This is a genomic window from Devosia alba (genome assembly GCF_039938915.1).
Classification (GTDB): domain Bacteria; phylum Pseudomonadota; class Alphaproteobacteria; order Rhizobiales; family Devosiaceae; genus Devosia; species Devosia alba.
In genome coordinates, this window is sequence record NZ_JBDUUI010000001.1 from 364,135 (window position 1) to 385,096 (window position 20,962).

A 20,962-nucleotide genomic window follows, 5' to 3' on the forward strand; every position below is an offset into this window, starting at 1 on the left:
ATGCACTCCACCCACAGCCTTTCCCTGCCGAACCGCCCGCCCCTGGTCCTGGGCCCGACGCCGCTGGTAATGGGCATTCTCAATGTTACCCCGGACAGCTTTTCCGATGGCGGGCAGCACAATCTGGTCGAGCACGCCCTGGCCCATGCCCGCCAGATGCTGACCGAGGGCGCCGACATCATCGATATCGGCGGCGAAAGCACCCGGCCCGGTGCCGCGCTGGTCCATGTGCAGGAAGAACTCGACCGCGTACTGCCCGTCATCGATGCGCTGATCGCCGAGGGCATCACCGCGCCCATCTCCATCGACACCTACAAGCCGCTGGTCGCCGATCAGGCCATTCAGGCCGGCGCCACGATCATCAACGACGTGCACGGCCTGCAGGGCGCGCCCGAAATGGCCGATATCGCCGCCCTCTATGGCGTGCCGGTGATTGCCATGCACTGGGACAAGGCGCGCGACGCGAGCACGCCCCTGCTCGAGGCCATGCACCGCTATTTCGACGCTACCATTGCCCGCGCCGAGCAGGCGGGGATCCGCAGCAGCCAGCTCGTGCTCGATCCCGGCTTCGGCTTTGCCAAGTCCGTCGCCGAGAACTACGCCCTCCTGCGGGCGCTGCGCCAGGCCTGTTCGGGAACCGCCCCGCAGCAAGGCGATTTTCCGATCCTGGTGGGCACCTCGCGCAAGTCGATGATCGGCAAACTGCTTGACCTGCCGGCCAGCGAACGCCTCGCCGGCACCATCGCCAGCACGGTTCTGGGCTATACCAATGGCGGACACATTTTCCGCGTGCACGACGTCAAAGCCAATCGCGATGCTCTTCGCGTCGCCCAGGCAACGCTGTATGGTCCGCCAAAAGATCTGGGGTAACCGCATGGCCGAACCATTCACCGGCGACCGTATCATTCTGAAAGATCTCGGCTTTTACGGTTATCACGGCGTCTTTGCCGAGGAAGCGCTGCTGGGGCAGCGATTCTTTATCGACCTGGAACTGGGTACCGATCTGGCCGCGGCAGCCAGCAGCGACCGGCTCAGCGCCGGCATTTCCTATTCCGATATCTATGACGTGGTGAAATCAACCTTCGAAACCCGGCGCATGAAGCTGCTCGAAGCCGTCGCGCAGAACATTGTCGACGGCATTTTCAATGAGTTTGAAGCGGTTAGCTGGGTCATCATCCGCCTGCGCAAGCCCGAAGCGCCCATTGCCATGGTGCGTGGCGAGGCCGCCATCGAGCTGCACCGCCAGCGAAAAACCCCATAATGGCCAGGGCCTGGCTGAGCCTTGGCGCCAATATCGGCGACCCGCGCGGGCAACTGGCCGAGGCCGTGCGCCGCATCGCTGCGCACCCTCACATCTCGGTCAGCGCCCAGTCATCGGTGCTGACCACCGCGCCCTGGGGCAAGACCGATCAACCCGACTTCGCCAACATGGCAATCGCGGTTGAAACAAGCCTTGAACCCATTGATCTGCTTGATGTTCTGCTGGCAATCGAATTGGCGATGGGGCGCGTCCGCGAGGAGGTCTGGGGACCGCGCCTGATCGATATCGACATCATTGCCTATGAGCGGCAGCAGCTGCAAACCGCGCGCCTCACCCTGCCGCATCCCCACGCCCATGAGCGCGAATTCGTCACCGTGCCATTGGCCGAAATCGCGCCCGAGCTGACCGCCTGGATCATCGCCCTCGGCAGTGGGTCGCCTTAGCCCCGCATGGCCTCCAGCACCGCCACCGCCGTATCAAACTCGACGCGGCGCAGCGCGCGGCGGGCAGCGGCCTCATCATCCTGGCCCCACTGGCCAATCTGGTAGTCTTCGTCGACATGGGCCGCTGCCCAGATCTGCTCGACATCGAGCAGGCGGTGCCAATAACCCAGCGTCAGCAGGCCCGAGCCGGTCAGCCCGGTCATCGAGACCATGGCGGTCAGGGTGAGCAAGTGCTCTCCTTCCAGCGCTGCCGCCAGCCGCTCCAGCGTCGTCTGGGGCTGCGGCTGGTGCTGGATGGCAAAGGTGGGCTGGAAGCTGACACCGAAATGGCGGGCAATCTCGACCAGCGCCTTGTCCCAGTGCCGCTCCTGCTCGGCCACCAGTGGCTGCGGGCTGTCAGCGCGGTACAGCAGCAGATCGCCGCCGGCAAACTTGACGATCTCGTCGCGGAACGCCGGAATACTGGTCTCGCCACTCTCAAGAGCCGAATTGATCAGCCGCACCGTGGGCATGGTGCCCGGATCGATGACCTTGCCCTGGGCGGCCCATTCAGCAGCCATTGCCGTGGCAATCGCCGCTGCCGGGACCAGAACCGGGACTTTCAGCGCGGGAGTGCGCGCCTGACGACCATCAAGGGTCACGGTGAAGCCACCCTCGACCGGTCCGGCCGCCACCTCCTTGTAGAACCGCTTGGGCAATTCGACCCGGTTGAGGTGCTGCGCCCGGCCATAACCATCGTCGAGATGCTTCTGAATGTCTTCGAGCTGGTCGCGCATGGCTTACTCCACGAGTTGACGGATCGCGCCGTCCAGTTGGTCATATCGATCGATCATGCTGCCTGCCCCCACGGCAATCAGCTCGGCCGGCTCGTGATAGCCCCAGGTGACGCCGATCGTCTTGCAGCCAGCGGCCACGCCCATCTCGATATCGAAAGTCGTATCGCCAATCATCACCGTCCGGGCCGGCGAAACGCCCGTTTCCCGCATGGCCGTCTCCAGCATGCCGGGATGGGGCTTAGATGGGTTGTGATCGGGGGTCTGCAAGGTGGTGAAGTAATTTGTCACACCGTGCAAAGCCAGGATGCGATGGACACCGCTGAGCCCCTTGCCCGTGGCGATGCCCAGCAGCACCTCATCGCGGGCGTTGAGCCGCTGCAGGGCTTCCATTGCACCAGGAAACAGGCCTTCGCGCGACGCATCGGTGACCAATGCAGCGCGGTAGTGGGCCCGGTAGGCCCCCACCAGTTCATCGATCAGCGCGCGGTCGTCGGTTTCGGCAAGCCGGGCCATGGCCATCGGCAGCGACAGGCCAATCACCCGGCGCGATAGCTCGGCGGACGGCGCCGCCAGACCGAGGCTGTGAAAGGTTGTCGCCATATGTTCAGTGATCAGGGCCTGAGTATCAATCAGCGTCCCGTCCATATCGAACACGACAAGGATCATACCCCGTCCTCGGGATCGCCGCTGACGTCATAGCGATCCGGATCAAAGCCCAGCGTTTCAAAACTGTGCCGCATATGCGGCGGCAGGGGCGCCGAGATATCCAGGCGCTCGCCATTGCGTAGCGGAATGGCGATACGGCGGGCATGCAGGTGCAGGCCATAGCTCAGCCCCGGCGCGCCCTGCCAGTTCTCGATGTTGAAATAGCGCGGATCGCCGATGATCGGGGTGCCCAGCTGCGCCATGTGCACGCGCAGCTGATGGGTGCGGCCCGTGACCGGCTTCAGGGTAACCCAGGCAAAACGGCGGCTGGCCGTGTCGGTGGTCGAATAATAGCTCAGCGAGTGCTGTGCGCCGGGCGTGCCGTTCTTGACCACCGCCATCTGCTCGCCATCATCGGTCGACTGCCGCGCCAGAAAGCAGGAAATCTCGCCCTGCGGCGGATGTGGATTGCCCGCCACAAGGGCCCAGTAGATCTTGCGGGCCGAACGCGACCGGAACACTTCGCCAAAATGGCTGGCTGCCGATTTGGTCTTGGCCACGATCAGGCAGCCCGAGGTATCACGATCGAGACGATGCACCAGCCGCGGGGGCTCTCCCTTCTTGTTGGGCAGGCTCTTGAGCATGCCATCAAGATGCCGTTTCATGCCCGTACCGCCCTGCACCGCCAGGCCATGCGGCTTGTTGAGCACGTAGATGTCGTCGTCCTCGTACATGATCATGTCGCGGATGAACTGCGCATCGTTGTCATTGACCGTGACCGGCTTGACCACGCCGGGATCATCAATCGGCGGAATCCGCACGGTCTGGCCCGGCGACAGGCGCGTGCTGGTGGTCACCTTGGCCCTGTCGACCTTGACCTCGCCATTGCGGATCAGCTTTTGCAGCCGTCCAAAACCGAGCTGGGGGAAATGCTGGGCAAACCAGCGATCCAGACGCATGCCGTCTTCGTCGCTCTCTACCTGCCGCTGTTGAACGCCACTCATGCCACGCCTCGGGTCACCAAAAGCCCGAGATAAAGCCCTATGAGGCAAACCACAACCGACAACAGCACATATGAGCCCGCCTGCAGCAGCGCACCGCGCTCAATCAACACGATGGTATCGAGGGAAAACGAGGAAAAGGTCGTGAATCCGCCCAGCACCCCGACCGCCACAAACAGCCGCAGCTCAGCCTGCTGCGGCGGCAGGAAGCGGGCGAGCAGCCCGATGAACACGCCCATCAGCACTGATCCCATGATATTGATCAGCAGCGTTGCCAATGGAAATGACATCGGCAACAATCGTCCCACCAGACTTGAAAAGCCATACCGGGCCATGGCACCGACCGCGCCCCCGGCCCCGACCAACAAGATTGCCTGCATGTTCTGCCCTGCTCCACGAATAACCAATTGAACACTTCCATATGCAAGGCTGGTGCAGCTGCATACCGATTTCAGTTGGCTCAATGGCTAAACTGAACTGGGAGGCCCGTGCCCATGACTTTCAACACCGCCATGCGATCCATCCTCGCCAGTGCAGCACTACTGGCCATTTCTGCCTGTGCGACCTTGCAGTCACAGCAGCAAATTCCGCCCCAACTGGTCGCCGAAGCCACCATTCTTGCCGACCAACGCCTGCGCTATTGGGGTGACGACTACGAATTTGCCAAAATACACGCCCGGATCGCCCCCGGCCCCGACGGCGCTGTCGACTATCTGACACTCTCAGGCGGCGGCATCAATGGGGCCTATGGCGCCGGCTTTCTCGTCGGCTGGTCCGAAAAAGGCAATCGCCCCGAATTCGAAGTGGTCACCGGCATCAGTGTCGGCGCCATGATGGCCCCGATGGTCTTTCTCGGCCCGCACTATGATGAGCGCCTGCGCCTGGTGTTTTCCAATCTGACCCAGAAGGACAGTTCTGCCGGCGCCAACTTCATTGGCGCCCTGTTCGGCGCGCCCTCGGTGATGAGCAATGCGCCGGTGCTGAGCGCCATTCGCACCCTCGTGGACCAGCCGGCGCTCGATGCTATCGGCGCGGCCCACAAAAAGGGGCGCCGCCTCTATGTCGGCACCACCAATCTGAACGCCCAGCGCCCCATGATCTGGGACATCGGCGCCATCGCCATCAGCAATTTGCCACACAAGCTCGAACTCGTGCACCAGATCATTCTGGCCTCGACCGCTGTTCCAGGCATCTTTCCCCCGGTATTGCTCGACGTCTCCGCCCAGGGCATGGCCTTTGAGGAACTGCATGTCGATGGCGGGGTCACCGAACAGGTCTTGCTGATGCCCGGCGGCTACGAGGCCTTCGTCAGAAACCGCCGCGGCGTGCAGAAGCTCTATGTGATCTTCAATGGCGTGGTGGCGGCCAGCCCTGCCACGGTGAAGATTTCCAGCCTCTCACTGCTGGAGCGCGCCGTGCCGACCCTGCTCAAATATCTGGGCCGCAGCAATCTCGAACAACTGGACAATGCGGCGCGCAAAGCAGGGCTGGCATTCCGCCTGACCGCGATACCGGCAGATTTTCCGGAAAGCAGCAGCGTCTTCGGCAACCCGCAATGGCTGAGCGCGCTCTATCAATATGGCCACCAGGCCGGCCGCGCCGGGCAGTGGCAGTCGCGCTAGCAGACGCTAGGTGTCCTTTTCGGCCTTGGCGGCCCGCAGCCGCTCGAAATAGTCGAGCCGCTTGCGGTAGTCGCGCTCGGCACCACGCTCGACCGGTTGATAGAATGTCTGCCGGCCAATGGTCTCGGGGAAATATTGTTGCCCGGAAAAGCCCTCTGGCGTGTCGTGGTCATAGACATAGCCTTCGCCATAGCCCGAGCCCTTCATCAGCTTGGTGGGGGCATTGAGAATGACCATGGGGGGCATGGGTGAGCCGGTGGACTTGGCCACGCTGCTGGCCGCCTTGAACGCGGTATAGACAGCGTTCGATTTGGGCGCCAGCGCCAGATAGACCACGGTCTGCGCCAGCGCCAGTTCGCCCTCGGGCGAGCCCAGCATCTGGAACGCATCGCGCGCGGCAACCGCCTGTGGCAAGGCTTGGGGGTCGGCCAGGCCGATATCCTCGACCGCCATGCGGATCAGGCGCCGCGCCAGAAACAACGGATCCTCGCCCGCATCGAGCATGCGCGCAAAATAGTACAGCGCCGCATCGGGGTCCGAACCGCGAATGGTCTTGTGCAGCGCCGAAATCAGATTGTAGTGGCCATCGGCGGCCTTGTCGTAAATCGGCGCCCGGCGCTGCACCACAGTGAGCAAGCCGGCCGCGTCAAGCATCTCGCCCTGCCGGGTAGAGGCCAGAACCTCCTCCACAAGCCCCAGCAAGGCCCGCCCGTCCCCGTCCGCCAGTGTGAGCAGGGTCTGACGCGCCTCGGGCTCCAGCGGCAGCGTCGCCCCCGTCAGCGCCTCGGCGCGGCCCACCAGATTTTCGAGATCCTCGACCGACAGCGATTCAAAGCGCAACACCTGGCTGCGCGACAGCAAAGCCGCGTTCAGTTCAAAGGACGGATTTTCCGTGGTCGCCCCGACCAGCACCACCGTGCCGTCTTCCATCACCGGCAAGAAGCCATCCTGCTGGGCCCGGTTGAAACGGTGGATTTCGTCGACGAACAACAGGGTCTTGTGGCCGCTGAGCCGCTCAAAGCGCGCCTTCTCGAATACCTTCTTGAGATCGGCTACGCCGGAGAATACGGCTGAAATCTGCTCGAAACGATAGCCGATCTGATCGGCCAGCAGCCGCGCCACGGTGGTCTTGCCGGTGCCCGGAGGTCCCCACAGGATGAGCGACCCGAGCCGGCCCGAGGCAATCATCCGCCGCAGCGTGCCTTGCGGCCCCAGCAGATGGGACTGGCCGATCACCTGATCAAGCGTGCGCGGCCGCAACTGGTCGGCCAGCGGGCGGGCGGTGTCGTTTTCCACGACGCTGTCAGGATCTGCTGCAAAAAGGTCAGACATGCCGGATCATCATTTCATTCCTGTCGCACGAACAGCGCGACGCGCGTGGCGCTATTGCTGACGCGCCCTGACAGTAGCAAGCGCTATCGCAGAGGTGCCATCTATTGCACGGGGACAACCATGATAGACCATTCCGGTATCAGCGTAAGCGATTTTGACCAGGCGAAAGCCTTCTATGAACAGGCTCTGGCCCCTCTGGGGGCAACATTCATGACGCAAGTGCCTCTCGAGCACACCGGCGGGGTCAAGGTTGGCGGCTTTGGTCGCGACAATCCGGCCTTCTGGCTGACCGAAGCTGGCGCCCAGCAGCCACCCGCCCATTTTGCCTTTGCGGCGCGGAGCCGCGCCGAGGTCGATGCCTTCCATGCTGCGGCCCTGGCCGCTGGCGGCACCGATAATGGCGCCCCCGGCCTGCGCCCGCACTTCCATGCCAGCTATTACGGCGCTTTCGTGCGAGACTTGGACGGCAACAATATCGAGGCCGTCTGCCACGCGCCGGCCTGATCGCTGACCGGGCCCGGCGCCATTGGCGTCGGGCCGCAGTCGGTCGCTAACCGCTGACGATACTGCGGGTGACGCGCCCGTCGCGCTGCAGGATGATCTGCCAGGTCCGCACCCGCTGCGAGGCAATCTCGGCAAAGGCCCGTGCGGTTTCCATGGGCATGTCATTGAGCGCGAGGATGATATCGTCGACCCGCAGCCCCATGGCCTCGGCAGGCGATCCCTCGGCAATGGCGGTGACCATCACTCCCTTGGCGTCGTAGGGCAGCCCTTTGAGCTCGGCCAGGGCCGGATCAAGCTGGCGCACGCTGGCGCCGGCAAAGCGCGATTGGCCACTGATCTGGGCAATCATGGCCTCATCGGGGATGGGCGCTGCCTGAATGGTAAAATCCACCGTGCTGGTCGTCCCGCCGCGCAGGCGCGCCAATTTGGTGGTTTGCCCGATCGGCCGGGTGGCCAGCCGGAAGTTGAAGGCACTCGGGTCATCCACGGCCATGCCGTCGACCGACAGGATCACATCGCCCGAGGCAAAGCCGGCACGCGCGGCCGGACCACCGGGCGCCACCTCGGTGATCAGCGCCCCATGCGGCGCCGCCATGCCCAGGCTGGCGGCAATATCGGCATTGACTGCCTGCAGCTTGGCGCCGAACCAGGGACGCACGATCTGCCCGCCATTGACCCCGGCTTCGGCCACCAGCCTGGCCATATTGGCGGGAATGGCAAATCCGATCCCCACCGAGCCGCCGCTCTGCGAATATATCGCGGTATTGATGCCCACCAGATGGCCGTCCATGTCGACCAGGGCACCGCCCGAATTGCCCGGGTTGATCGCGGCATCGGTCTGGATGAAGAACTCATAGTCCGAGCGCTCGACGCCGGTTCGGGCCAGGGCCGAGACAATGCCACTGGTCACCGTCTGGCCGACGCCAAACGGATTGCCGATGGCCAGCACCAGATCGCCGACTTCCAGACTGTCGGAATTGGCAAAGGTGATGGCCGCAAACACCGCATCGCCCGGCTCGCGCACGCGCAGCACGGCCAGATCGGTCTGCGCATCCTCGATCACCACATCGACGGCAAATTCGCGGCCATCCGAGAGCGCAATGCGCACATCGGTCGCCCCTTCGATGACGTGGCGATTGGTCAGGATCACCCCACCGGCCTCGACAATGACCCCCGAGCCGAGCGACCTGGACTCGCGCGGCCGGCTTTGAAACTGGCCCTCGCCAAAAAAGCGCGAGAAGAACGGATCACTGGCAAAGGGCGACACCGCCTGCTGCTCGATGCGCGTGGCATAGACGTTGACCACCGACGGCGTGACTGCCTTGACCACCGGCGCAAAGCTCAGCCTGATCGCGCCATCGCTGCCCGGAACTGCTCGGGTCGTCGGAACCTGCGGCGCCATTTCGAGCTGGGCCAGCCGGCCCTGGGCAATGCTGGGCCCATTCCAGGGCGAAAAAGCCAGCGTGCCCCCGACCGCGAGCACTGCCAGTGCCCCGCCAGCCAGTATCAGTCTACGCATCGACATCAAGCCAACCTCCAGCCATAGTATGCAAACTCCCGCGTTCACGGGCGCCCCAGAGAGGCAAACGCCCGGAATCAGGCATGAAAATGACGTCACGCCAGTGACGCATTTTCCGGCCAAATAACTGATTGCGTGAGGGGGCACGCGGCCCTATATGCAGCGCTCGTTTTCCAGCATCCCCCCAGCCCCGAAAGGCCAGTCGTCCATGACCACCGAGCCGAACCACGTTTACCCGAACACTTCCGCGCTGATCGCGGCCGAAGCGCCCGATTTTCCGGCTTTCCTGTTCTCCGAACGTGAGCTGCACAAGGCCACCAAGGTCTTCAAGAAGGGCTTTGATGGACTACTGACCTACGCGGTCAAGTGCAACCCATCGCCGCACATCATCGCCCAACTGCATCGTGAAGGTCTCAAGGCGTTCGACGTCGCCTCCAACACCGAGATGGAACTGGTGCGCGAGCACGCCCCCGGCGCGGTGATGCATTACAACAACCCGATCAAGAACAAGCGCGAGATCGCCCGCGCCTATGAAGAGTTCGGCATCCGCTCCTTCACCATCGACCATCCCCAGCAGCTTGATCAGCTCGCCGCTGTGGTTTCGCCATCGCGCGATGTGGAAGTGACCACCCGGTTCAAGGCCGGCAAGGCGCTGAAATCCTACGATTTTGGCATCAAGTTCGGCGTCATGGAACAGGGCGCCGCCGAGATCGTCACCATGGTCGAGCAGATGGGCTATACGCCCAGCCTGTGCTTCCATGTCGGCAGCCAGTGCGAAGACGCCTATGCCTATGAGCGCCACATTGCTGCGGCCGCCCGCATTGTCGAGGAGTCGGGCATTGAACTGAAGCGCCTCAATATCGGCGGCGGCTATCCGGCGCCCTACCCGACCAGCGAAGCCCCGCCGATGGACTACTACTTCGAGACCATCAGCACCGCAGTCAACGATCACTTCGGCGAAAAGCGCAAGCCCGAGTTGATCATCGAGCCCGGCCGCGCGCTGGTGACCTCGTCCACCTCCCTGCTGCTGCGCGTCAAGCACCAGCGCGGCGGCCAGTCGGTCTATGTCAATGACGGCGCCTATGGCAGCCTGATGGAAGTCAAATTCATGCACTTCACCCCGCCGGTCCGCGTCTGGCGCGGCGCCCGCGTGCATGACAATGACCAGGTATTCTCCGATTTCACCATCTGGGGCCCGACCTGCGACAGCTATGACGTGCTGCCCCAGGTCTTCACCCTGCCCGCCGACATCGACGAGGACGACTGGATCGAGTTCGGCCTGATGGGGGCCTACACCCAGGCCTCGCTCACCCCGTTCAACGGCTTTGATCGCCGCGATCAGTTCTGGGTCGATGAGATCTATACCGGCAAGGACCAGCAGCCGGAATAAGCTGCGCAACAGCGCTTCGAAATCAGCCACCCCGCACGCGGGGTGGCTTTTTTGTCCACTACAGGAGGCGCGTGACAATGATGGACATTCCGCCGCTCACCGCGCTGGGCAATCGTATCGTCATCTTCGGTCCGTCCAATTCAGGCAAATCAACGCTCGCCGAGGCGTTGGCAGGCAAGCTCGCCATACCGACAGTGCATCTGGACCAGCTACACCACACCCCCAACACCGACTGGGTACCGCGGCCCAAGGACGAGTTCCATGAGCTGCAGCGAGCGGCCATCGACGGTCCAGCCTGGGTGATGGATGGCAACTACAGCGCGCTGACCTCCGAACGCCTGGCCCGCGCCACCGGCGCCATCGTGCTCGACGAGAATCATTGGCTCCGCCTCATGCGCTATTTCCGCCGGACGCTGTTCGAACGCCGTCGACCCGGTGCCCTGGAGGGGCAGCGGGACAGCATCAAATGGTCGATGATTCACTGGGTGGCATTCGGCTCCCGGCATAACGGGGCACGCTATCGGGCGATGGTGGCACAGGCCCAGCTGCCAAGCGTCTCCTGCCGCTCGATGGTGGAGCTCAAGACGCTCTATCGGACGTGGGACTTGCGTCGCTAAAACAAGACGGCCGCGGCGTGAGCCGCGACCGTCCTGCAAATTCTGCGAGAGATTGAAGCTTACGCTGCTTCGTACTCGTCGTCCTCGCGGGCCTGTACGGGACCGCTATCGAGGCCCTTGGCATTGACGTCGCGATCGACAAACTCGATCACGGCCAGTGGGGCGTTGTCGCCAAAACGGAAACCAGCCTTCATGATGCGGATATAGCCGCCCTGGCGTTCCTTGTAGCGCGGGCCAAGCACGGCGAAGAGCTTGGCAACCTGGCCCTCATCGCGCATCTGAGCGATCGCCTGACGGCGAGCGTGCAGATCGCCGCGCTTGCCCAGGGTGATCAACTTCTCGACGATCGGGCGCAGTTCCTTGGCCTTGGGAAGCGTGGTGACAATCTGCTCGTGCTTGATCAGCGCGGCCGACATGTTGGCGAACATTGCCTTGCGGTGGCTGGCAGTCCGGTTGAGTTTGCGACCTGAATTACCGTGGCGCATGGTGGTCTCCTAAAGTGCTTGGCAGCGCGGGATCAATAGTGATCTTCATAGCGCTTGGCGAGGTCATCGATATTCTCGGGTGGCCAGTTGGCAACATCCATTCCGAGATGAAGCCCCATCTGTGCCAGGACTTCCTTGATTTCATTGAGCGACTTGCGGCCGAAGTTTGGCGTCCGCAGCATCTCGGCTTCTGTCTTCTGGATCAGATCGCCGATGTAAACAATGTTGTCGTTCTTGAGGCAATTGGCCGAACGAACCGACAGCTCAAGCTCGTCAACCTTCTTGAGCAGCGCCGGGTTGAAGGCGAGTTCAGGAACCGAATCCTGAGCCTTTTCCTTGCTGGGCTCTTCAAAGTTCACGAACACCGACAGCTGGTCCTGGAGAATGCGCGCGGCATAAGCCAGGGCATCTTCCGGCGACACGGCGCCATTGGTTTCGATCTGCAGGGTCAGCTTGTCCTTGTCCAGGCTTTCACCGGCACGGGTAGCATCGACCTTGTAGCTCACGCGACGAACCGGCGAAAACAGCGAGTCGACCGGAATAAAGCCGATCGGTGCATCTTCGGGACGGTTCTTGTCAGCGGCAACGTAACCCTTGCCGGTGTCGACGGTGAACTCGATATTTATCTCGGCGCCATCATCGAGATGGCAGATCACCAACTCAGGGTTAAGCACTTCGATGTCACCGGTGACCTTGATGTCACCAGCCGTAACGGCTCCCGGACCCTGCCTGGACAGTGCAAGGCGCTTGGGCCCTTCACCACCCATGTTGAACGCGATTTCCTTCACGTTCAGCACAAGGTCGGTAATGTCTTCACGCACGCCTGGAAGCGAGGAGAATTCATGCAGGATGCCGTCAATCTGGATTGCTGTGACTGCCGCGCCCTGAAGCGACGACAGCAGCACACGACGCAGGGCATTACCAAGGGTAAGCCCGTAACCGCGCTCAAGCGGCTCGGCAACTACCGAGGCCACGCGCGCGTTGTCGCTGCCCGAAACAATCTCCAGCTTGGTCGGCTTGATCAGTTCTTGCCAGTTCATCTGGATCGTCACGGTTATGTCCTTTCAAAATCGCGGCTCCAGCCCGAGCCGCTCCGCCGCAAACGCAATAAGACTCCCGGCAATTTGCGGCCGGGAGCTCTCTAAACGGTCTAAATTAGACGCGGCGCCGCTTGCGCGGGCGGCAGCCATTGTGCGGGATCGACGTAACGTCACGGATCGAAGTGACATTGAAGCCTGCAGCCTGCAGCGCACGAAGCGCCGATTCACGGCCCGAACCGGGACCGCGCACTTCGACCTCAAGGGTCTTCATGCCGTGTTCCTGGGCCTTCTTGGCCGCATCTTCAGCAGCAACCTGGGCTGCATAAGGGGTCGACTTGCGGCTCCCCTTGAAACCCATCACGCCTGAAGAGGACCACGAAATCGTGTTACCCTGCATGTCGGCAATGGTGATCATGGTGTTGTTGAAGGAAGCGTTCACATGGGCAACGCCCGAAGTGATATTCTTGCGTTCCTTGCGCTTGACGCGCGTTGTCTCAGACTTAGCCATCTAGTTCCTCTATTCGATATCAGCGCTGCCGTTAGCCTTAGCTTGCCCCGGCAGCTACATCGAAGAACCCGGGAAACCGGGTTCTTACTTCTTCTTGCCGGCGATCGCCTTGGCCGGACCCTTGCGGGTGCGGGCATTGGTGTGGGTGCGCTGACCGCGAACGGGCAGACCACGACGATGACGCAGGCCACGATAGTTGCCCAGGTCCATCAAACGCTTGATGTTCATGGCAACGTTACGGCGAAGATCACCTTCCACGACATAGTCGCGGTCGATTGCTTCGCGGATCTGGATGACTTCCGCGTCGGTAAGTTCGTTCACACGACGCTCAACGGGAATGCCAACCTTGGTGCAAATATCCAGGGCGAACTTATCGCCGATCCCATGGATATACTGCAACGCGATGACAACGCGCTTGTTCGTCGGGATATTGACGCCAGCAATACGAGCCACGTCTGCTCTCCTTCATTCAGCGCGAACCGTCACGGCTGGCGCCATTAAACAACAAGGGACCGGAATTCGACCCCCAACATTCTGGAGAACCGAATCCAGCCCAATAATCCATGAGACTGAAGCGGTTCTTTAAGGGCTCGATTCCGCGGAGTCAACCGCCAAGTCAAGCCCAAACTTTAGTGAGCTATCGCAGCCTTGATGGCTGCCGTCACCTGATCAACCGGTGCCATACCGTCAACGGCCTGCAGCAGGCCCTTCCCGGTATAGTAGGCCACCAGCGGTGCCGTCTGCTCCTGGTAGACGTCGAGGCGCTTGCGCAGCACTTCCTCGGTGTCGTCGGCCCGGGCACCGCCCGACTCCGTGGCGCGCTGTATAACACGGCGTACCAACTCGTCTGCATCGGCTTTGATCTCGACCACGGCATCAAGCTTGATGCCCTTGTAGATCAGCATGGTGTCCAGCGCTTCGGCCTGCGCAATGGTGCGCGGGAAGCCATCAAGAATGAAACCGGCTTTGCAATCGGCTGCGTCCAGACGCTCCGAGACGATGCCGTTGACAACGGCATCACTGACCAGATCACCACGATCCATTATTACCTTGGCCTCGAGCCCCAGCGGGGTCTTGGCCGCAATCGCCGAGCGCAGGATGTCACCAGTGGACAGCTGGGGGATATTGTAGGCCTCGACCAGGATCTTGGCCTGAGTCCCCTTCCCCGCTCCGGGTGGTCCGAGCAGTATCAGTCTCATCGACGCTTGCCTCCTCCAAGACGGGACTTTTTGACCAGCCCCTCATATTGCTGGGCAACCAGATGGCTCTGGACCTGGCTGACTGTATCAAGGGTCACCGTCACCATGATCAGCAGCGATGTACCGCCGATGAACTGGCTGACCGCGAGCTGACTGAACAGCACTTCCGGGATCAGGGCCACCACCGTCAGGTAGAGCGCCCCCACCACCGTAATGCGGGTCAACACATAGTCGATGTGCTGGGCCGTCCGCTCACCCGGGCGCATGCCCGGAATGAAGCCGCCGGAGCGCTTGAGATTGTCCGCCGTCTCCGTCGGATTAAACACAATGGCGGTATAGAAAAAGGCAAAGAAGATGATGAAGAAGGCGAACAGCGCCAGATAGAGCGGCTGTCCACGGCCCAACAGCGCCGTGACCACCTGCAACCATTGCGGGGCATCACCCTGCGCCGCGAACGACGCGATGGTTGCCGGCAACAGCAGCAGCGAGGAGCCAAAGATCACCGGGATAACACCCGCCGTGTTCAGCTTGAGCGGCAGATGCGAGGTGTCCCCCTGGAACATCTTGTTGCCGACCTGGCGCTTGGGATACTGGATCAACAGGCGACGCTGGGCGCGTTCAAAGAACACGATGGCAGCAATCACAACCAGGGCCAGCACCAGAACGCCAAAGGCGGCCAGCGGCGGCAATGCACCGGTCCGGCTCAGCTCCAGGGTCTGCACCACTGTCGAGGGCAGATTGGCGACGATGCCGGCAAAGATGATCAGCGAAATACCATTGCCGACGCCACGCGAGGTGATCTGTTCACCCACCCACATCAGGAACATCGTGCCACCCACCAGGGTGATCACTGTCGAGATGCGGAAGAACCAACCCGGATTGAGCACAACGCCCTGGCTGGCCTCGAGGCCGACGGCAACGCCATAGGCCTGCACCGCACAGAACAGCACGGTCAGATAGCGCGTGTACTGGTTCATCTTGCGACGACCAGATTCACCCTCTTTCTTGAGAGCTTCCAGGCGCGGCGAGGCCGTTGTCATCACCTGCACCACGATCGATGCGGTAATATAGGGGATCAGGTTCAGCGCAAAGATCGCCATCCGCTCGACGGCACCGCCAGCGAACATGTTGAACATGCCCAGGATGCCCTGCGACGACTGCGCAAAGGACGCGGCAAATGCGTCGGGATCGATGCCCGGAACCGGAATAAATGTGCCCAGTCGATAGACAAGCAGCGCGCCCAGTGTGAACCAGATGCGCTGCTGCAGGGCTTTCGCCTTGGAAAAGGTCGAAAAACTGAGATTACGTGCCAGCTGTTCGGCTGCGGACGCCATGTATCGCTCCCTATGGCTTCAAGGCCAGGTGCGCTCGGAACGCTTCAGGACTGCGACCACTGGCCCGTCCGGAGCGCAACAAACCAAAAAAAGGCGCACCCGACCACCCGGCCGGGTGCGCCATGCCGAAAATTAGCCGGCGTATGGCGTCTTCTTCCAAGGCGCCTTAGCCTCGATCACGTCGACCTTGCCACCAGCAGCTTCAACAGCAGCCAGCGCGCCCTTGGTCGCGTAATTCACCTTGAAGGTAACCTTCTTGGCAGTCAGGCCAGCCGAACCGATGAGACGGACGCCGTCCTTGGCGCGACGGATCACCCGCGCAGCGATCAACGCATCAGCGTCGATCACGGCCTTGGCATCAAGCTTGCCGGAATCGATATAGGCCTGCACGCGGTCAATGCGCACTTCATTCCAATCCTTGGGATTGAAAGCGTTGAAGCCACGCTTTGGCATACGCATGTGAAGCGGCATCTGACCGCCTTCAAAGCCATTGATCGCCACGCCGGAGCGCGCCGTCTGGCCCTTGCCGCCACGACCGCCGGTCTTGCCCTTGCCGGAGCCGATGCCGCGACCAATGCGCATCCGGACCTTGTTGGCCCCTGCATTGTCGCGAAGTTCGTTCAAACGGGTCATCAGTCAGACCTTCTCTCTTACTCGCCGACGACGCGTACGAGGTGCGGCAGCTTGTTGATCATGCCGCGCACTTCAGGCGTGTCGAGCAGCTCGCGCTGCTTGTTCATCTTGTTGAGCCCGAGACCGATCAGGGTCGCACGCTGCACTTTGTCACGACGGATCGGGGAACCGATCTGCTTGACGATAAGGGTTTTCTTCTCAGCCATGATACTCTCCTATCAAGCTTCGACCGCGGTCTCGCCGCGGCGAGCCTGCAGTTCCGAAACCTTGAGGCCACGGCGGGAAGCAACCGAGCGTGGGCTGTCGACGCGCTTGAGCGCATCAAAGGTAGCCCGCACCATGTTGTACGGATTGGCAGTGCCCTGCGACTTGGCAACGATATCGTTGATGCCAAGCGTTTCGAACACAGCGCGCATCGGACCACCGGCAATGATGCCGGTACCTGGCTCGGCCGCACGCAGAATGACCTTGCCGGCGCCGTGGCGACCCTGCACGTCGTGGTGCAGCGTACGCGCATCGCGCAGCGGCACGCGGATCATGGTGCGCTTGGCGGCTTCGGTTGCCTTGCGGATGGCTTCTGGCACTTCGCGGGCCTTGCCGTGACCAAAGCCAACGCGGCCCTTCTGGTCACCGACCACCACGAGCGCTGCGAAACCGAAACGACGGCCGCCCTTGACCACTTTAGCCACACGGTTGATGTGGACCAGGCGATCGACGAATTCGCTGTCGCGTTCTTGAACGTCTCTCATAATTCTCTTTCCTCGCCGTGTTCTAGAACTGCAGGCCGCCCTCACGGGCAGCGTCTGCAAGGGCCTTCACACGGCCATGATAGATGTATGCACCACGATCAAAGATCACTTCACCAATGCCAGCCTTGGTACCGCGCTCGGCGATCAGCTTGCCGATCGTTGCAGCGGCGGCGGCAGTAGCACCGTTCTTGACAGTGGACTTGACGTCCTTGTCGAGCGTCGACGCGGCGGCCAGTGTACGGCCTGTCGTGTCGTCGATGATCTGAGCGTAGATATTCTTGTCCGAGCGGAAAACGCTGAGACGGGGACGACCGAAGGCACGAGCCTTGAGCGCCTTGCGGACACGAGCCTTGCGGCGTTCCGCACCTTTTGCACTGATAGCCATTGCAGGCGCTCCTTACTTCTTCTTGCCTTCTTTGCGGAAGACGTACTCGCCAGCATAGCGAACGCCCTTGCCCTTGTAGGGCTCTGGCTTGCGCCATGCGCGGATCTCGGCCGCAACCTGACCCACGGCCTGCTTGTCAATTCCACTGATGACGATTTCCGTCGGCGCGGGGACAGCGATCGTGATTCCCTTGGGGGTCTCGTAGACCACTTCATGGCTGAAACCAAGCAACAGCTTGACATCCTTGCCCTGCATGGAAGCGCGATAACCAACGCCCTGGATCGCCAGCTTCTTTTCGAAGCCCGCAGAAACACCGGTGACCATGTTCTGGATCAGTGCACGGGTGGTGCCCCAGGCGGCGCGCGCAAAGCGCGTGTCGTTGGCCGGCGTAACAACGACGCCATCGGCGCCATTCTCGGCATTCACGACATCCATGAGCACAATGCTCATCTCGCCCTTCGGGCCCTTGACGCTTACATTACGACCATCGATCGTAACCGTAACGCCGCTTACCGGTGCAACCGGTTGTTTGCCAGTACGTGACATTCTAACTTCTACCTTTGAGTAATCGTCTTACCACGTCTCCTAGAAGACGCGGCAGAGTACCTCGCCACCAACATTGGCTGCCTTGGCTTCGTGATCGGCCATCACACCCTTGGGGGTGGAGAGGATCGAAACACCCAGGCCATTGGCAACCTGAGGAATATTCTTGACCGAGGCATACACCCGACGGCCAGGACGCGAAACGCGTTCAATCGTGCGGATAACGGATTCGTTATCCGAGTATTTCAGCTCGATTTCGTATTCGGCTGCACCGTTCTCGAACTTGGTCTCCGAATAGCCGCGGATGAAACCCTCGGACTGGAGCACATCCAGCACGCGACCGCGAAGGGTCGAGGCCGGTGTCGAAACGGAATTCTTGCGACGCATCTGGGCGTTGCGGATGCGGGTCAGCATGTCGCCGATTGGATCGGAAAAGCTCATCTTCGGTTCTCCTTACCAGCTCGACTTCACGAGGCCCGGGATCATGCCCAGGTTGCCCAGCTGACGCAGAGCAATACGGCTCAACTTCAGCTTGCGATAGAAGCCACGGGGACGACCCGAGACTTCGCAACGGTTGCGTACACGAACCTTCGCCGAGTTGCGTGGCAGTTCAGCAAGCTTGAGCTGCGCTGCGAAACGCTCATCGGGTGGGATCGACTGATCCTTGGTCGCTAGCTTCAGAGCAGCGCGCTTGGCGGCATACTGCTTAACGAGAGCGCGACGCTTGTCGTTCTTAACTGTGGAGCTGGTCTTTGCCATGTCCTGGTCCTTTTTCCCTTCCCTATCCGCTTACGTACGGAAGGGGAAGTTGAATGCCTTGAGCAGCGCACGCGCTTCATCATCAGTCTTGGCCGTCGTGGCGATCACGATGTCCATACCCCAAACCTGATCGATCTGATCGTAGTTGATTTCGGGGAAAATGATGTGCTCCTTGATGCCCAGGGCGTAGTTGCCATGGCCATCAAACGAATTGGGGTTGAGCCCGCGGAAATCGCGAACACGCGGCAGTGCGATGTTCACCAGGCGGTCAAGAAACTCATACATGCGAGTCTTGCGCAGGGTGACCTTCACGCCAATCGGCATGTCTTCACGCACCTTGAAGCCGGCGATCGACTTGCGAGCATAGGTGATCACTGGCTTCTGGCCGGCGATCTTTTCCATCTCGGCAGCAGCCGACTTCACCTTCTTGGTGTCGTTGACAGCTTCGCCGACGCCGATGTTCAGGACAATCTTGTCCAGGCGGGGCAGCTGCATCGCGTTCTTGTAGCCAAACTGCTCAAGCAGTGCAGCCTTGATGGTGGTGTCGTATTCGGTCCGAAGACGCGGCTTGTAAGCGGTCTCAGCCATCGATCGAATCTCCGGTCGACTTTGCGACGCGTGTCTTCACGCCGTCCTTGATCTGAAAACCGACGCGGCTGGGCTTGCCATCCTTGTCGGCGATCGCGAGGTTCGACAGATGAATTGGCGCTTCCTTGGTGAAGATGCCGGCATCGGTCGACGCGGTCTGCTTGGTGTGGCGACGAACAAGGTTGATACCCTGCACCAGCGCCTTCGTTTCGGTCGGGATAACCGACAGGACCTGGCCAGATTTGCCTTTGTCCTTGCCAGTCAGGACGACGACCTTATCGCCCTTCTTGATCTTGGCAGCCATTACAGCACCTCGGGTGCGAGCGAAATGATCTTCATGTGGTTCTTGGCGCGAAGCTCGCGCGGAACTGGTCCGAAGATACGGGTGCCGATCGGCTCTTTCTGATTATTGATCAGAACCGCGGCGTTCTTGTCGAAACGGATCACCGTGCCATCAGGGCGGCGAATGTCGAACGCGGTGCGAACCACCACGGCCTTCATGACCTGACCCTTTTTTACGCGGCCGCGCGGAATAGCGTCTTTGACCGAAACGACAATAATGTCGCCGACCGAGGCGTATTTGCGATGCGAGCCGCCCAGCACCTTGATGCACATGACGCGACGAGCGCCGGAATTATCCGCGACGTCGAGATTTGATTGCATCTGAATCATGACTGGATGCCTTCTTGTTAAATCGACCCGCCGTCCCCGGCTCGTCGACCTTGAAATCTAAACTTACGCGGAGGGAGCCGACGCGGTGTCCGTAACAAGCGTCCAGCGCTTGTTCTTGGAAATCGGCGCACATTCCTCGATCTGAACAATCTGGCCGATTTTGGCCAGATTGGCCTCATCGTGAGCCTGATACTTCTTCGACCGACGCACGGTCTTCTTCATAACCGGGTGCGTGAAACGGCGCTCGACGCGCACCACGACCGTCTTATCATTGGCGTCGGAGACTACAGTCCCCTGCAATACGCGCTTTGGCATGGTCGCGGCTCCTTACTTCGCTGCGTTCTTTTCGGCCAAGATCGTCTTGATCCGCGCGATATTACGGCGAACCTTCTTGACCTCGGTCGGCTTTTCCAGCTGCTGGGTAGCACGCTGGAAACGCAGATTGAACTGTTCTTTCTTCAGGCCGACGAGCTGATCCTTCAGTTCGTCTGCGGTCTTGCTCCGCACATCACTGGCTTTCATGGCTCTTCGTCCTTAGTCGGCAATGCGGGTAACAACCCGCGTCATGATCGGGAGCTTCATTGCACCGAGGCGCAGCGCTTCCTTGGCAACGTCCTCGGGGACGCCGTCGATCTCGAATACAATACGACCGGGCTTGACGCGGGCGGCCCAGAATTCAACAGAACCCTTGCCCTTACCCATACGCACTTCGGTCGGCTTCTTGGACACCGGCACATCCGGGAAAATCCGGATCCACACACGGCCCTGGCGCTTCATCTCGCGGGTGATCGCGCGGCGAGCCGCTTCGATCTGGCGAGCGGTAACGCGCTCAGGCTCGGTGGCCTTCAAGGCATACTGGCCAAATGCCAGCGTGGTACCGCCCTTGGCTACGCCATGGATACGACCCTTGTGGGCCTTGCGGAACTTGGTCTTCTTAGGTTGCAGCATAATGAACTA

The 20,962-nt window shown here is 61.2% G+C and carries 32 protein-coding genes; 7 read left to right on the top strand and 25 right to left on the bottom strand.

Going from position 1 to position 20,962, the window contains the following annotated elements:
- The 3 genes from folP to folK are packed head-to-tail and all read left to right on the top strand — an operon-like array spanning position 1 to position 1,704.
- Positions 1–870, top strand: coding sequence for a dihydropteroate synthase (folP, locus tag ABFY71_RS01680; RefSeq protein ID WP_347944400.1), 870 nt, complete (start codon positions 1–3; stop codon positions 868–870).
- 4 nt (positions 871–874) lie between these two features.
- Entirely contained in the window at positions 875–1,261 is a 387-nt protein-coding gene (gene folB, locus ABFY71_RS01685) for a dihydroneopterin aldolase (protein ID WP_347944401.1), read from the top strand.
- Positions 1,261–1,704: a 2-amino-4-hydroxy-6-hydroxymethyldihydropteridine diphosphokinase gene (folK, locus tag ABFY71_RS01690; protein ID WP_347944402.1), complete on the top strand. Its 444-nt coding sequence runs from the start codon at positions 1,261–1,263 to the stop codon at positions 1,702–1,704. The genes folB and folK overlap by 1 nt, the downstream gene beginning before the upstream one ends.
- On the opposite strand, the gene ABFY71_RS01695 is transcribed toward folK, so the two are convergent.
- The 4 genes from ABFY71_RS01695 to crcB are packed head-to-tail and all read right to left on the bottom strand — an operon-like array spanning position 1,701 to position 4,590.
- Positions 1,701–2,480, bottom strand: a complete 780-nt coding sequence (locus tag ABFY71_RS01695) for an ATP12 family chaperone protein (RefSeq protein ID WP_347944403.1) — start codon at positions 2,478–2,480, stop codon at positions 1,701–1,703. The two genes, folK and ABFY71_RS01695, sit on opposite strands and share 4 nt — an antisense overlap.
- Positions 2,481–2,483: 3 nt before the next feature.
- A complete protein-coding gene (locus ABFY71_RS01700; protein WP_305579803.1) occupies positions 2,484–3,146 on the bottom strand; it encodes an HAD-IA family hydrolase in 663 nt (220 codons plus the stop codon).
- A complete protein-coding gene (locus tag ABFY71_RS01705; protein ID WP_305579804.1) occupies positions 3,143–4,129 on the bottom strand; it encodes an RluA family pseudouridine synthase in 987 nt (328 codons plus the stop codon). The genes ABFY71_RS01700 and ABFY71_RS01705 overlap by 4 nt, the downstream gene beginning before the upstream one ends.
- Positions 4,126–4,590: a fluoride efflux transporter CrcB gene (crcB, locus tag ABFY71_RS01710; protein WP_347944404.1), complete on the bottom strand. Its 465-nt coding sequence runs from the start codon at positions 4,588–4,590 to the stop codon at positions 4,126–4,128. The genes ABFY71_RS01705 and crcB overlap by 4 nt, the downstream gene beginning before the upstream one ends.
- A gap of 30 nt (positions 4,591–4,620) precedes the next feature.
- Here crcB and ABFY71_RS01715 point away from each other — a divergent pair, with 30 nt between their 5' ends.
- Entirely contained in the window at positions 4,621–5,748 is a 1,128-nt protein-coding gene (locus ABFY71_RS01715) for a patatin-like phospholipase family protein (RefSeq protein WP_347944405.1), read from the top strand.
- A gap of 6 nt (positions 5,749–5,754) precedes the next feature.
- Here the strand turns inward: ABFY71_RS01715 and ABFY71_RS01720 are convergent, their stop codons facing one another.
- On the bottom strand, positions 5,755–7,080 hold the full coding sequence (locus tag ABFY71_RS01720) for a replication-associated recombination protein A (RefSeq protein ID WP_347944406.1): 1,326 nt from the start codon (positions 7,078–7,080) through the stop codon (positions 5,755–5,757).
- A gap of 120 nt (positions 7,081–7,200) precedes the next feature.
- Here ABFY71_RS01720 and ABFY71_RS01725 point away from each other — a divergent pair, with 120 nt between their 5' ends.
- Positions 7,201–7,584, top strand: coding sequence for a VOC family protein (locus ABFY71_RS01725; protein WP_347944407.1), 384 nt, complete (start codon positions 7,201–7,203; stop codon positions 7,582–7,584).
- 46 nt (positions 7,585–7,630) lie between these two features.
- On the opposite strand, the gene ABFY71_RS01730 is transcribed toward ABFY71_RS01725, so the two are convergent.
- Positions 7,631–8,986 (bottom strand): Do family serine endopeptidase, encoded by a 1,356-nt coding sequence (locus ABFY71_RS01730; RefSeq protein ID WP_431021495.1) that lies wholly within the window; start codon positions 8,984–8,986, stop codon positions 7,631–7,633.
- A gap of 325 nt (positions 8,987–9,311) precedes the next feature.
- Between ABFY71_RS01730 and ABFY71_RS01735 the strand changes: the two genes are divergently transcribed.
- A complete protein-coding gene (locus ABFY71_RS01735; protein WP_347944409.1) occupies positions 9,312–10,493 on the top strand; it encodes a type III PLP-dependent enzyme domain-containing protein in 1,182 nt (393 codons plus the stop codon).
- A 77-nt stretch (positions 10,494–10,570) separates the two neighbouring features.
- Positions 10,571–11,110, top strand: coding sequence for a P-loop NTPase family protein (locus ABFY71_RS01740; RefSeq protein WP_347944410.1), 540 nt, complete (start codon positions 10,571–10,573; stop codon positions 11,108–11,110).
- 59 nt (positions 11,111–11,169) lie between these two features.
- Here the strand turns inward: ABFY71_RS01740 and rplQ are convergent, their stop codons facing one another.
- The 19 genes from rplQ to rplP all read right to left on the bottom strand — a co-directional run bounded on the left by rplQ (position 11,170) and on the right by rplP (position 20,953).
- Positions 11,170–11,595 carry a 50S ribosomal protein L17 gene (rplQ, locus tag ABFY71_RS01745; protein ID WP_305579683.1) on the bottom strand — a complete coding sequence of 142 codons (426 nt, stop codon included), beginning with the start codon at positions 11,593–11,595 and terminating at the stop codon, positions 11,170–11,172.
- A gap of 32 nt (positions 11,596–11,627) precedes the next feature.
- On the bottom strand, positions 11,628–12,635 hold the full coding sequence (locus tag ABFY71_RS01750; RefSeq protein ID WP_305579704.1) for a DNA-directed RNA polymerase subunit alpha: 1,008 nt from the start codon (positions 12,633–12,635) through the stop codon (positions 11,628–11,630).
- A gap of 115 nt (positions 12,636–12,750) precedes the next feature.
- The gene (rpsK, locus tag ABFY71_RS01755) at positions 12,751–13,143 is read right to left on the bottom strand and encodes a 30S ribosomal protein S11 (protein WP_212657704.1); all 393 of its coding nucleotides are present in this window, start codon (positions 13,141–13,143) and stop codon (positions 12,751–12,753) included.
- Between the two features lie 84 nt (positions 13,144–13,227).
- Positions 13,228–13,596, bottom strand: a complete 369-nt coding sequence (gene rpsM, locus ABFY71_RS01760) for a 30S ribosomal protein S13 (RefSeq protein WP_305579684.1) — start codon at positions 13,594–13,596, stop codon at positions 13,228–13,230.
- Between the two features lie 176 nt (positions 13,597–13,772).
- Positions 13,773–14,342, bottom strand: a complete 570-nt coding sequence (locus tag ABFY71_RS01765) for an adenylate kinase (protein ID WP_347944411.1) — start codon at positions 14,340–14,342, stop codon at positions 13,773–13,775.
- Entirely contained in the window at positions 14,339–15,676 is a 1,338-nt protein-coding gene (secY, locus tag ABFY71_RS01770) for a preprotein translocase subunit SecY (protein WP_347944412.1), read from the bottom strand. The genes ABFY71_RS01765 and secY overlap by 4 nt, the downstream gene beginning before the upstream one ends.
- Positions 15,677–15,808: 132 nt before the next feature.
- A complete protein-coding gene (gene rplO / locus ABFY71_RS01775; RefSeq protein ID WP_305579687.1) occupies positions 15,809–16,309 on the bottom strand; it encodes a 50S ribosomal protein L15 in 501 nt (166 codons plus the stop codon).
- A 17-nt stretch (positions 16,310–16,326) separates the two neighbouring features.
- Positions 16,327–16,515, bottom strand: coding sequence for a 50S ribosomal protein L30 (rpmD, locus tag ABFY71_RS01780; protein WP_193335646.1), 189 nt, complete (start codon positions 16,513–16,515; stop codon positions 16,327–16,329).
- Positions 16,516–16,527: 12 nt separating this feature from the next.
- Positions 16,528–17,058: a 30S ribosomal protein S5 gene (rpsE, locus tag ABFY71_RS01785; RefSeq protein WP_193335645.1), complete on the bottom strand. Its 531-nt coding sequence runs from the start codon at positions 17,056–17,058 to the stop codon at positions 16,528–16,530.
- A gap of 22 nt (positions 17,059–17,080) precedes the next feature.
- Positions 17,081–17,443, bottom strand: a complete 363-nt coding sequence (rplR, locus tag ABFY71_RS01790; RefSeq protein ID WP_305579688.1) for a 50S ribosomal protein L18 — start codon at positions 17,441–17,443, stop codon at positions 17,081–17,083.
- Between the two features lie 12 nt (positions 17,444–17,455).
- Complete coding sequence (rplF, locus tag ABFY71_RS01795) at positions 17,456–17,989, bottom strand: 50S ribosomal protein L6 (protein WP_305579689.1); 534 nt, start codon at positions 17,987–17,989, stop codon at positions 17,456–17,458.
- A 39-nt stretch (positions 17,990–18,028) separates the two neighbouring features.
- Positions 18,029–18,427, bottom strand: coding sequence for a 30S ribosomal protein S8 (gene rpsH / locus ABFY71_RS01800; RefSeq protein ID WP_193335642.1), 399 nt, complete (start codon positions 18,425–18,427; stop codon positions 18,029–18,031).
- Between the two features lie 12 nt (positions 18,428–18,439).
- The gene (gene rpsN / locus ABFY71_RS01805) at positions 18,440–18,745 is read right to left on the bottom strand and encodes a 30S ribosomal protein S14 (protein WP_305579690.1); all 306 of its coding nucleotides are present in this window, start codon (positions 18,743–18,745) and stop codon (positions 18,440–18,442) included.
- A 30-nt stretch (positions 18,746–18,775) separates the two neighbouring features.
- Positions 18,776–19,333, bottom strand: a complete 558-nt coding sequence (rplE, locus tag ABFY71_RS01810; RefSeq protein WP_305579691.1) for a 50S ribosomal protein L5 — start codon at positions 19,331–19,333, stop codon at positions 18,776–18,778.
- Complete coding sequence (gene rplX / locus ABFY71_RS01815) at positions 19,326–19,637, bottom strand: 50S ribosomal protein L24 (protein WP_305579692.1); 312 nt, start codon at positions 19,635–19,637, stop codon at positions 19,326–19,328. Before rplX ends, rplE begins: the two co-directional genes overlap by 8 nt.
- Entirely contained in the window at positions 19,637–20,005 is a 369-nt protein-coding gene (gene rplN, locus ABFY71_RS01820) for a 50S ribosomal protein L14 (RefSeq protein ID WP_035102635.1), read from the bottom strand. Before rplN ends, rplX begins: the two co-directional genes overlap by 1 nt.
- Positions 20,006–20,068: 63 nt before the next feature.
- Positions 20,069–20,320 (bottom strand): 30S ribosomal protein S17, encoded by a 252-nt coding sequence (gene rpsQ / locus ABFY71_RS01825; protein WP_305579693.1) that lies wholly within the window; start codon positions 20,318–20,320, stop codon positions 20,069–20,071.
- A gap of 12 nt (positions 20,321–20,332) precedes the next feature.
- Positions 20,333–20,527: a 50S ribosomal protein L29 gene (gene rpmC, locus ABFY71_RS01830; protein ID WP_305579694.1), complete on the bottom strand. Its 195-nt coding sequence runs from the start codon at positions 20,525–20,527 to the stop codon at positions 20,333–20,335.
- Positions 20,528–20,539: 12 nt separating this feature from the next.
- On the bottom strand, positions 20,540–20,953 hold the full coding sequence (gene rplP / locus ABFY71_RS01835; protein WP_305579695.1) for a 50S ribosomal protein L16: 414 nt from the start codon (positions 20,951–20,953) through the stop codon (positions 20,540–20,542).
- Between the last annotated feature and the right edge of the window lie 9 nt (positions 20,954–20,962).

What these genes read in the sequence shown, in the direction of transcription:
- ABFY71_RS01735 (WP_347944409.1), top strand. Translation starts at nt 9,312, where the DNA reads ATGACCACCGAGCCGAACCACGTTTACCCGAACACTTCCGCGCTGATC.
- rpmD (WP_193335646.1), bottom strand. Translation starts at nt 16,515, where the DNA reads ATGGCTGAGAAGAAAACCCTTATCGTCAAGCAGATCGGTTCCCCGATC.
- rpsN (WP_305579690.1), bottom strand. Translation starts at nt 18,745, where the DNA reads ATGGCAAAGACCAGCTCCACAGTTAAGAACGACAAGCGTCGCGCTCTC.
- rplO (WP_305579687.1), bottom strand. Translation starts at nt 16,309, where the DNA reads ATGACCCGTTTGAACGAACTTCGCGACAATGCAGGGGCCAACAAGGTC.
- rpsE (WP_193335645.1), bottom strand. Translation starts at nt 17,058, where the DNA reads ATGAGAGACGTTCAAGAACGCGACAGCGAATTCGTCGATCGCCTGGTC.
- rplR (WP_305579688.1), bottom strand. Translation starts at nt 17,443, where the DNA reads ATGGCTATCAGTGCAAAAGGTGCGGAACGCCGCAAGGCTCGTGTCCGC.
- ABFY71_RS01720 (WP_347944406.1), bottom strand. Translation starts at nt 7,080, where the DNA reads ATGTCTGACCTTTTTGCAGCAGATCCTGACAGCGTCGTGGAAAACGAC.
- ABFY71_RS01725 (WP_347944407.1), top strand. Translation starts at nt 7,201, where the DNA reads ATGATAGACCATTCCGGTATCAGCGTAAGCGATTTTGACCAGGCGAAA.
- rplX (WP_305579692.1), bottom strand. Translation starts at nt 19,637, where the DNA reads ATGGCTGCCAAGATCAAGAAGGGCGATAAGGTCGTCGTCCTGACTGGC.
- folP (WP_347944400.1), top strand. Translation starts at nt 1, where the DNA reads ATGCACTCCACCCACAGCCTTTCCCTGCCGAACCGCCCGCCCCTGGTC.
- ABFY71_RS01700 (WP_305579803.1), bottom strand. Translation starts at nt 3,146, where the DNA reads ATGATCCTTGTCGTGTTCGATATGGACGGGACGCTGATTGATACTCAG.
- folK (WP_347944402.1), top strand. Translation starts at nt 1,261, where the DNA reads ATGGCCAGGGCCTGGCTGAGCCTTGGCGCCAATATCGGCGACCCGCGC.
- ABFY71_RS01695 (WP_347944403.1), bottom strand. Translation starts at nt 2,480, where the DNA reads ATGCGCGACCAGCTCGAAGACATTCAGAAGCATCTCGACGATGGTTAT.
- ABFY71_RS01715 (WP_347944405.1), top strand. Translation starts at nt 4,621, where the DNA reads ATGACTTTCAACACCGCCATGCGATCCATCCTCGCCAGTGCAGCACTA.
- rplN (WP_035102635.1), bottom strand. Translation starts at nt 20,005, where the DNA reads ATGATTCAGATGCAATCAAATCTCGACGTCGCGGATAATTCCGGCGCT.
- ABFY71_RS01750 (WP_305579704.1), bottom strand. Translation starts at nt 12,635, where the DNA reads ATGAACTGGCAAGAACTGATCAAGCCGACCAAGCTGGAGATTGTTTCG.
- folB (WP_347944401.1), top strand. Translation starts at nt 875, where the DNA reads ATGGCCGAACCATTCACCGGCGACCGTATCATTCTGAAAGATCTCGGC.
- ABFY71_RS01705 (WP_305579804.1), bottom strand. Translation starts at nt 4,129, where the DNA reads ATGAGTGGCGTTCAACAGCGGCAGGTAGAGAGCGACGAAGACGGCATG.
- rplP (WP_305579695.1), bottom strand. Translation starts at nt 20,953, where the DNA reads ATGCTGCAACCTAAGAAGACCAAGTTCCGCAAGGCCCACAAGGGTCGT.
- ABFY71_RS01730 (WP_431021495.1), bottom strand. Translation starts at nt 8,986, where the DNA reads ATGGCGCCGCAGGTTCCGACGACCCGAGCAGTTCCGGGCAGCGATGGC.
- rplQ (WP_305579683.1), bottom strand. Translation starts at nt 11,595, where the DNA reads ATGCGCCACGGTAATTCAGGTCGCAAACTCAACCGGACTGCCAGCCAC.
- ABFY71_RS01765 (WP_347944411.1), bottom strand. Translation starts at nt 14,342, where the DNA reads ATGAGACTGATACTGCTCGGACCACCCGGAGCGGGGAAGGGGACTCAG.
- rplE (WP_305579691.1), bottom strand. Translation starts at nt 19,333, where the DNA reads ATGGCTGAGACCGCTTACAAGCCGCGTCTTCGGACCGAATACGACACC.
- secY (WP_347944412.1), bottom strand. Translation starts at nt 15,676, where the DNA reads ATGGCGTCCGCAGCCGAACAGCTGGCACGTAATCTCAGTTTTTCGACC.
- rpsH (WP_193335642.1), bottom strand. Translation starts at nt 18,427, where the DNA reads ATGAGCTTTTCCGATCCAATCGGCGACATGCTGACCCGCATCCGCAAC.
- rpmC (WP_305579694.1), bottom strand. Translation starts at nt 20,527, where the DNA reads ATGAAAGCCAGTGATGTGCGGAGCAAGACCGCAGACGAACTGAAGGAT.
- rpsQ (WP_305579693.1), bottom strand. Translation starts at nt 20,320, where the DNA reads ATGCCAAAGCGCGTATTGCAGGGGACTGTAGTCTCCGACGCCAATGAT.
- rpsK (WP_212657704.1), bottom strand. Translation starts at nt 13,143, where the DNA reads ATGGCTAAGTCTGAGACAACGCGCGTCAAGCGCAAGGAACGCAAGAAT.
- rplF (WP_305579689.1), bottom strand. Translation starts at nt 17,989, where the DNA reads ATGTCACGTACTGGCAAACAACCGGTTGCACCGGTAAGCGGCGTTACG.
- ABFY71_RS01740 (WP_347944410.1), top strand. Translation starts at nt 10,571, where the DNA reads ATGATGGACATTCCGCCGCTCACCGCGCTGGGCAATCGTATCGTCATC.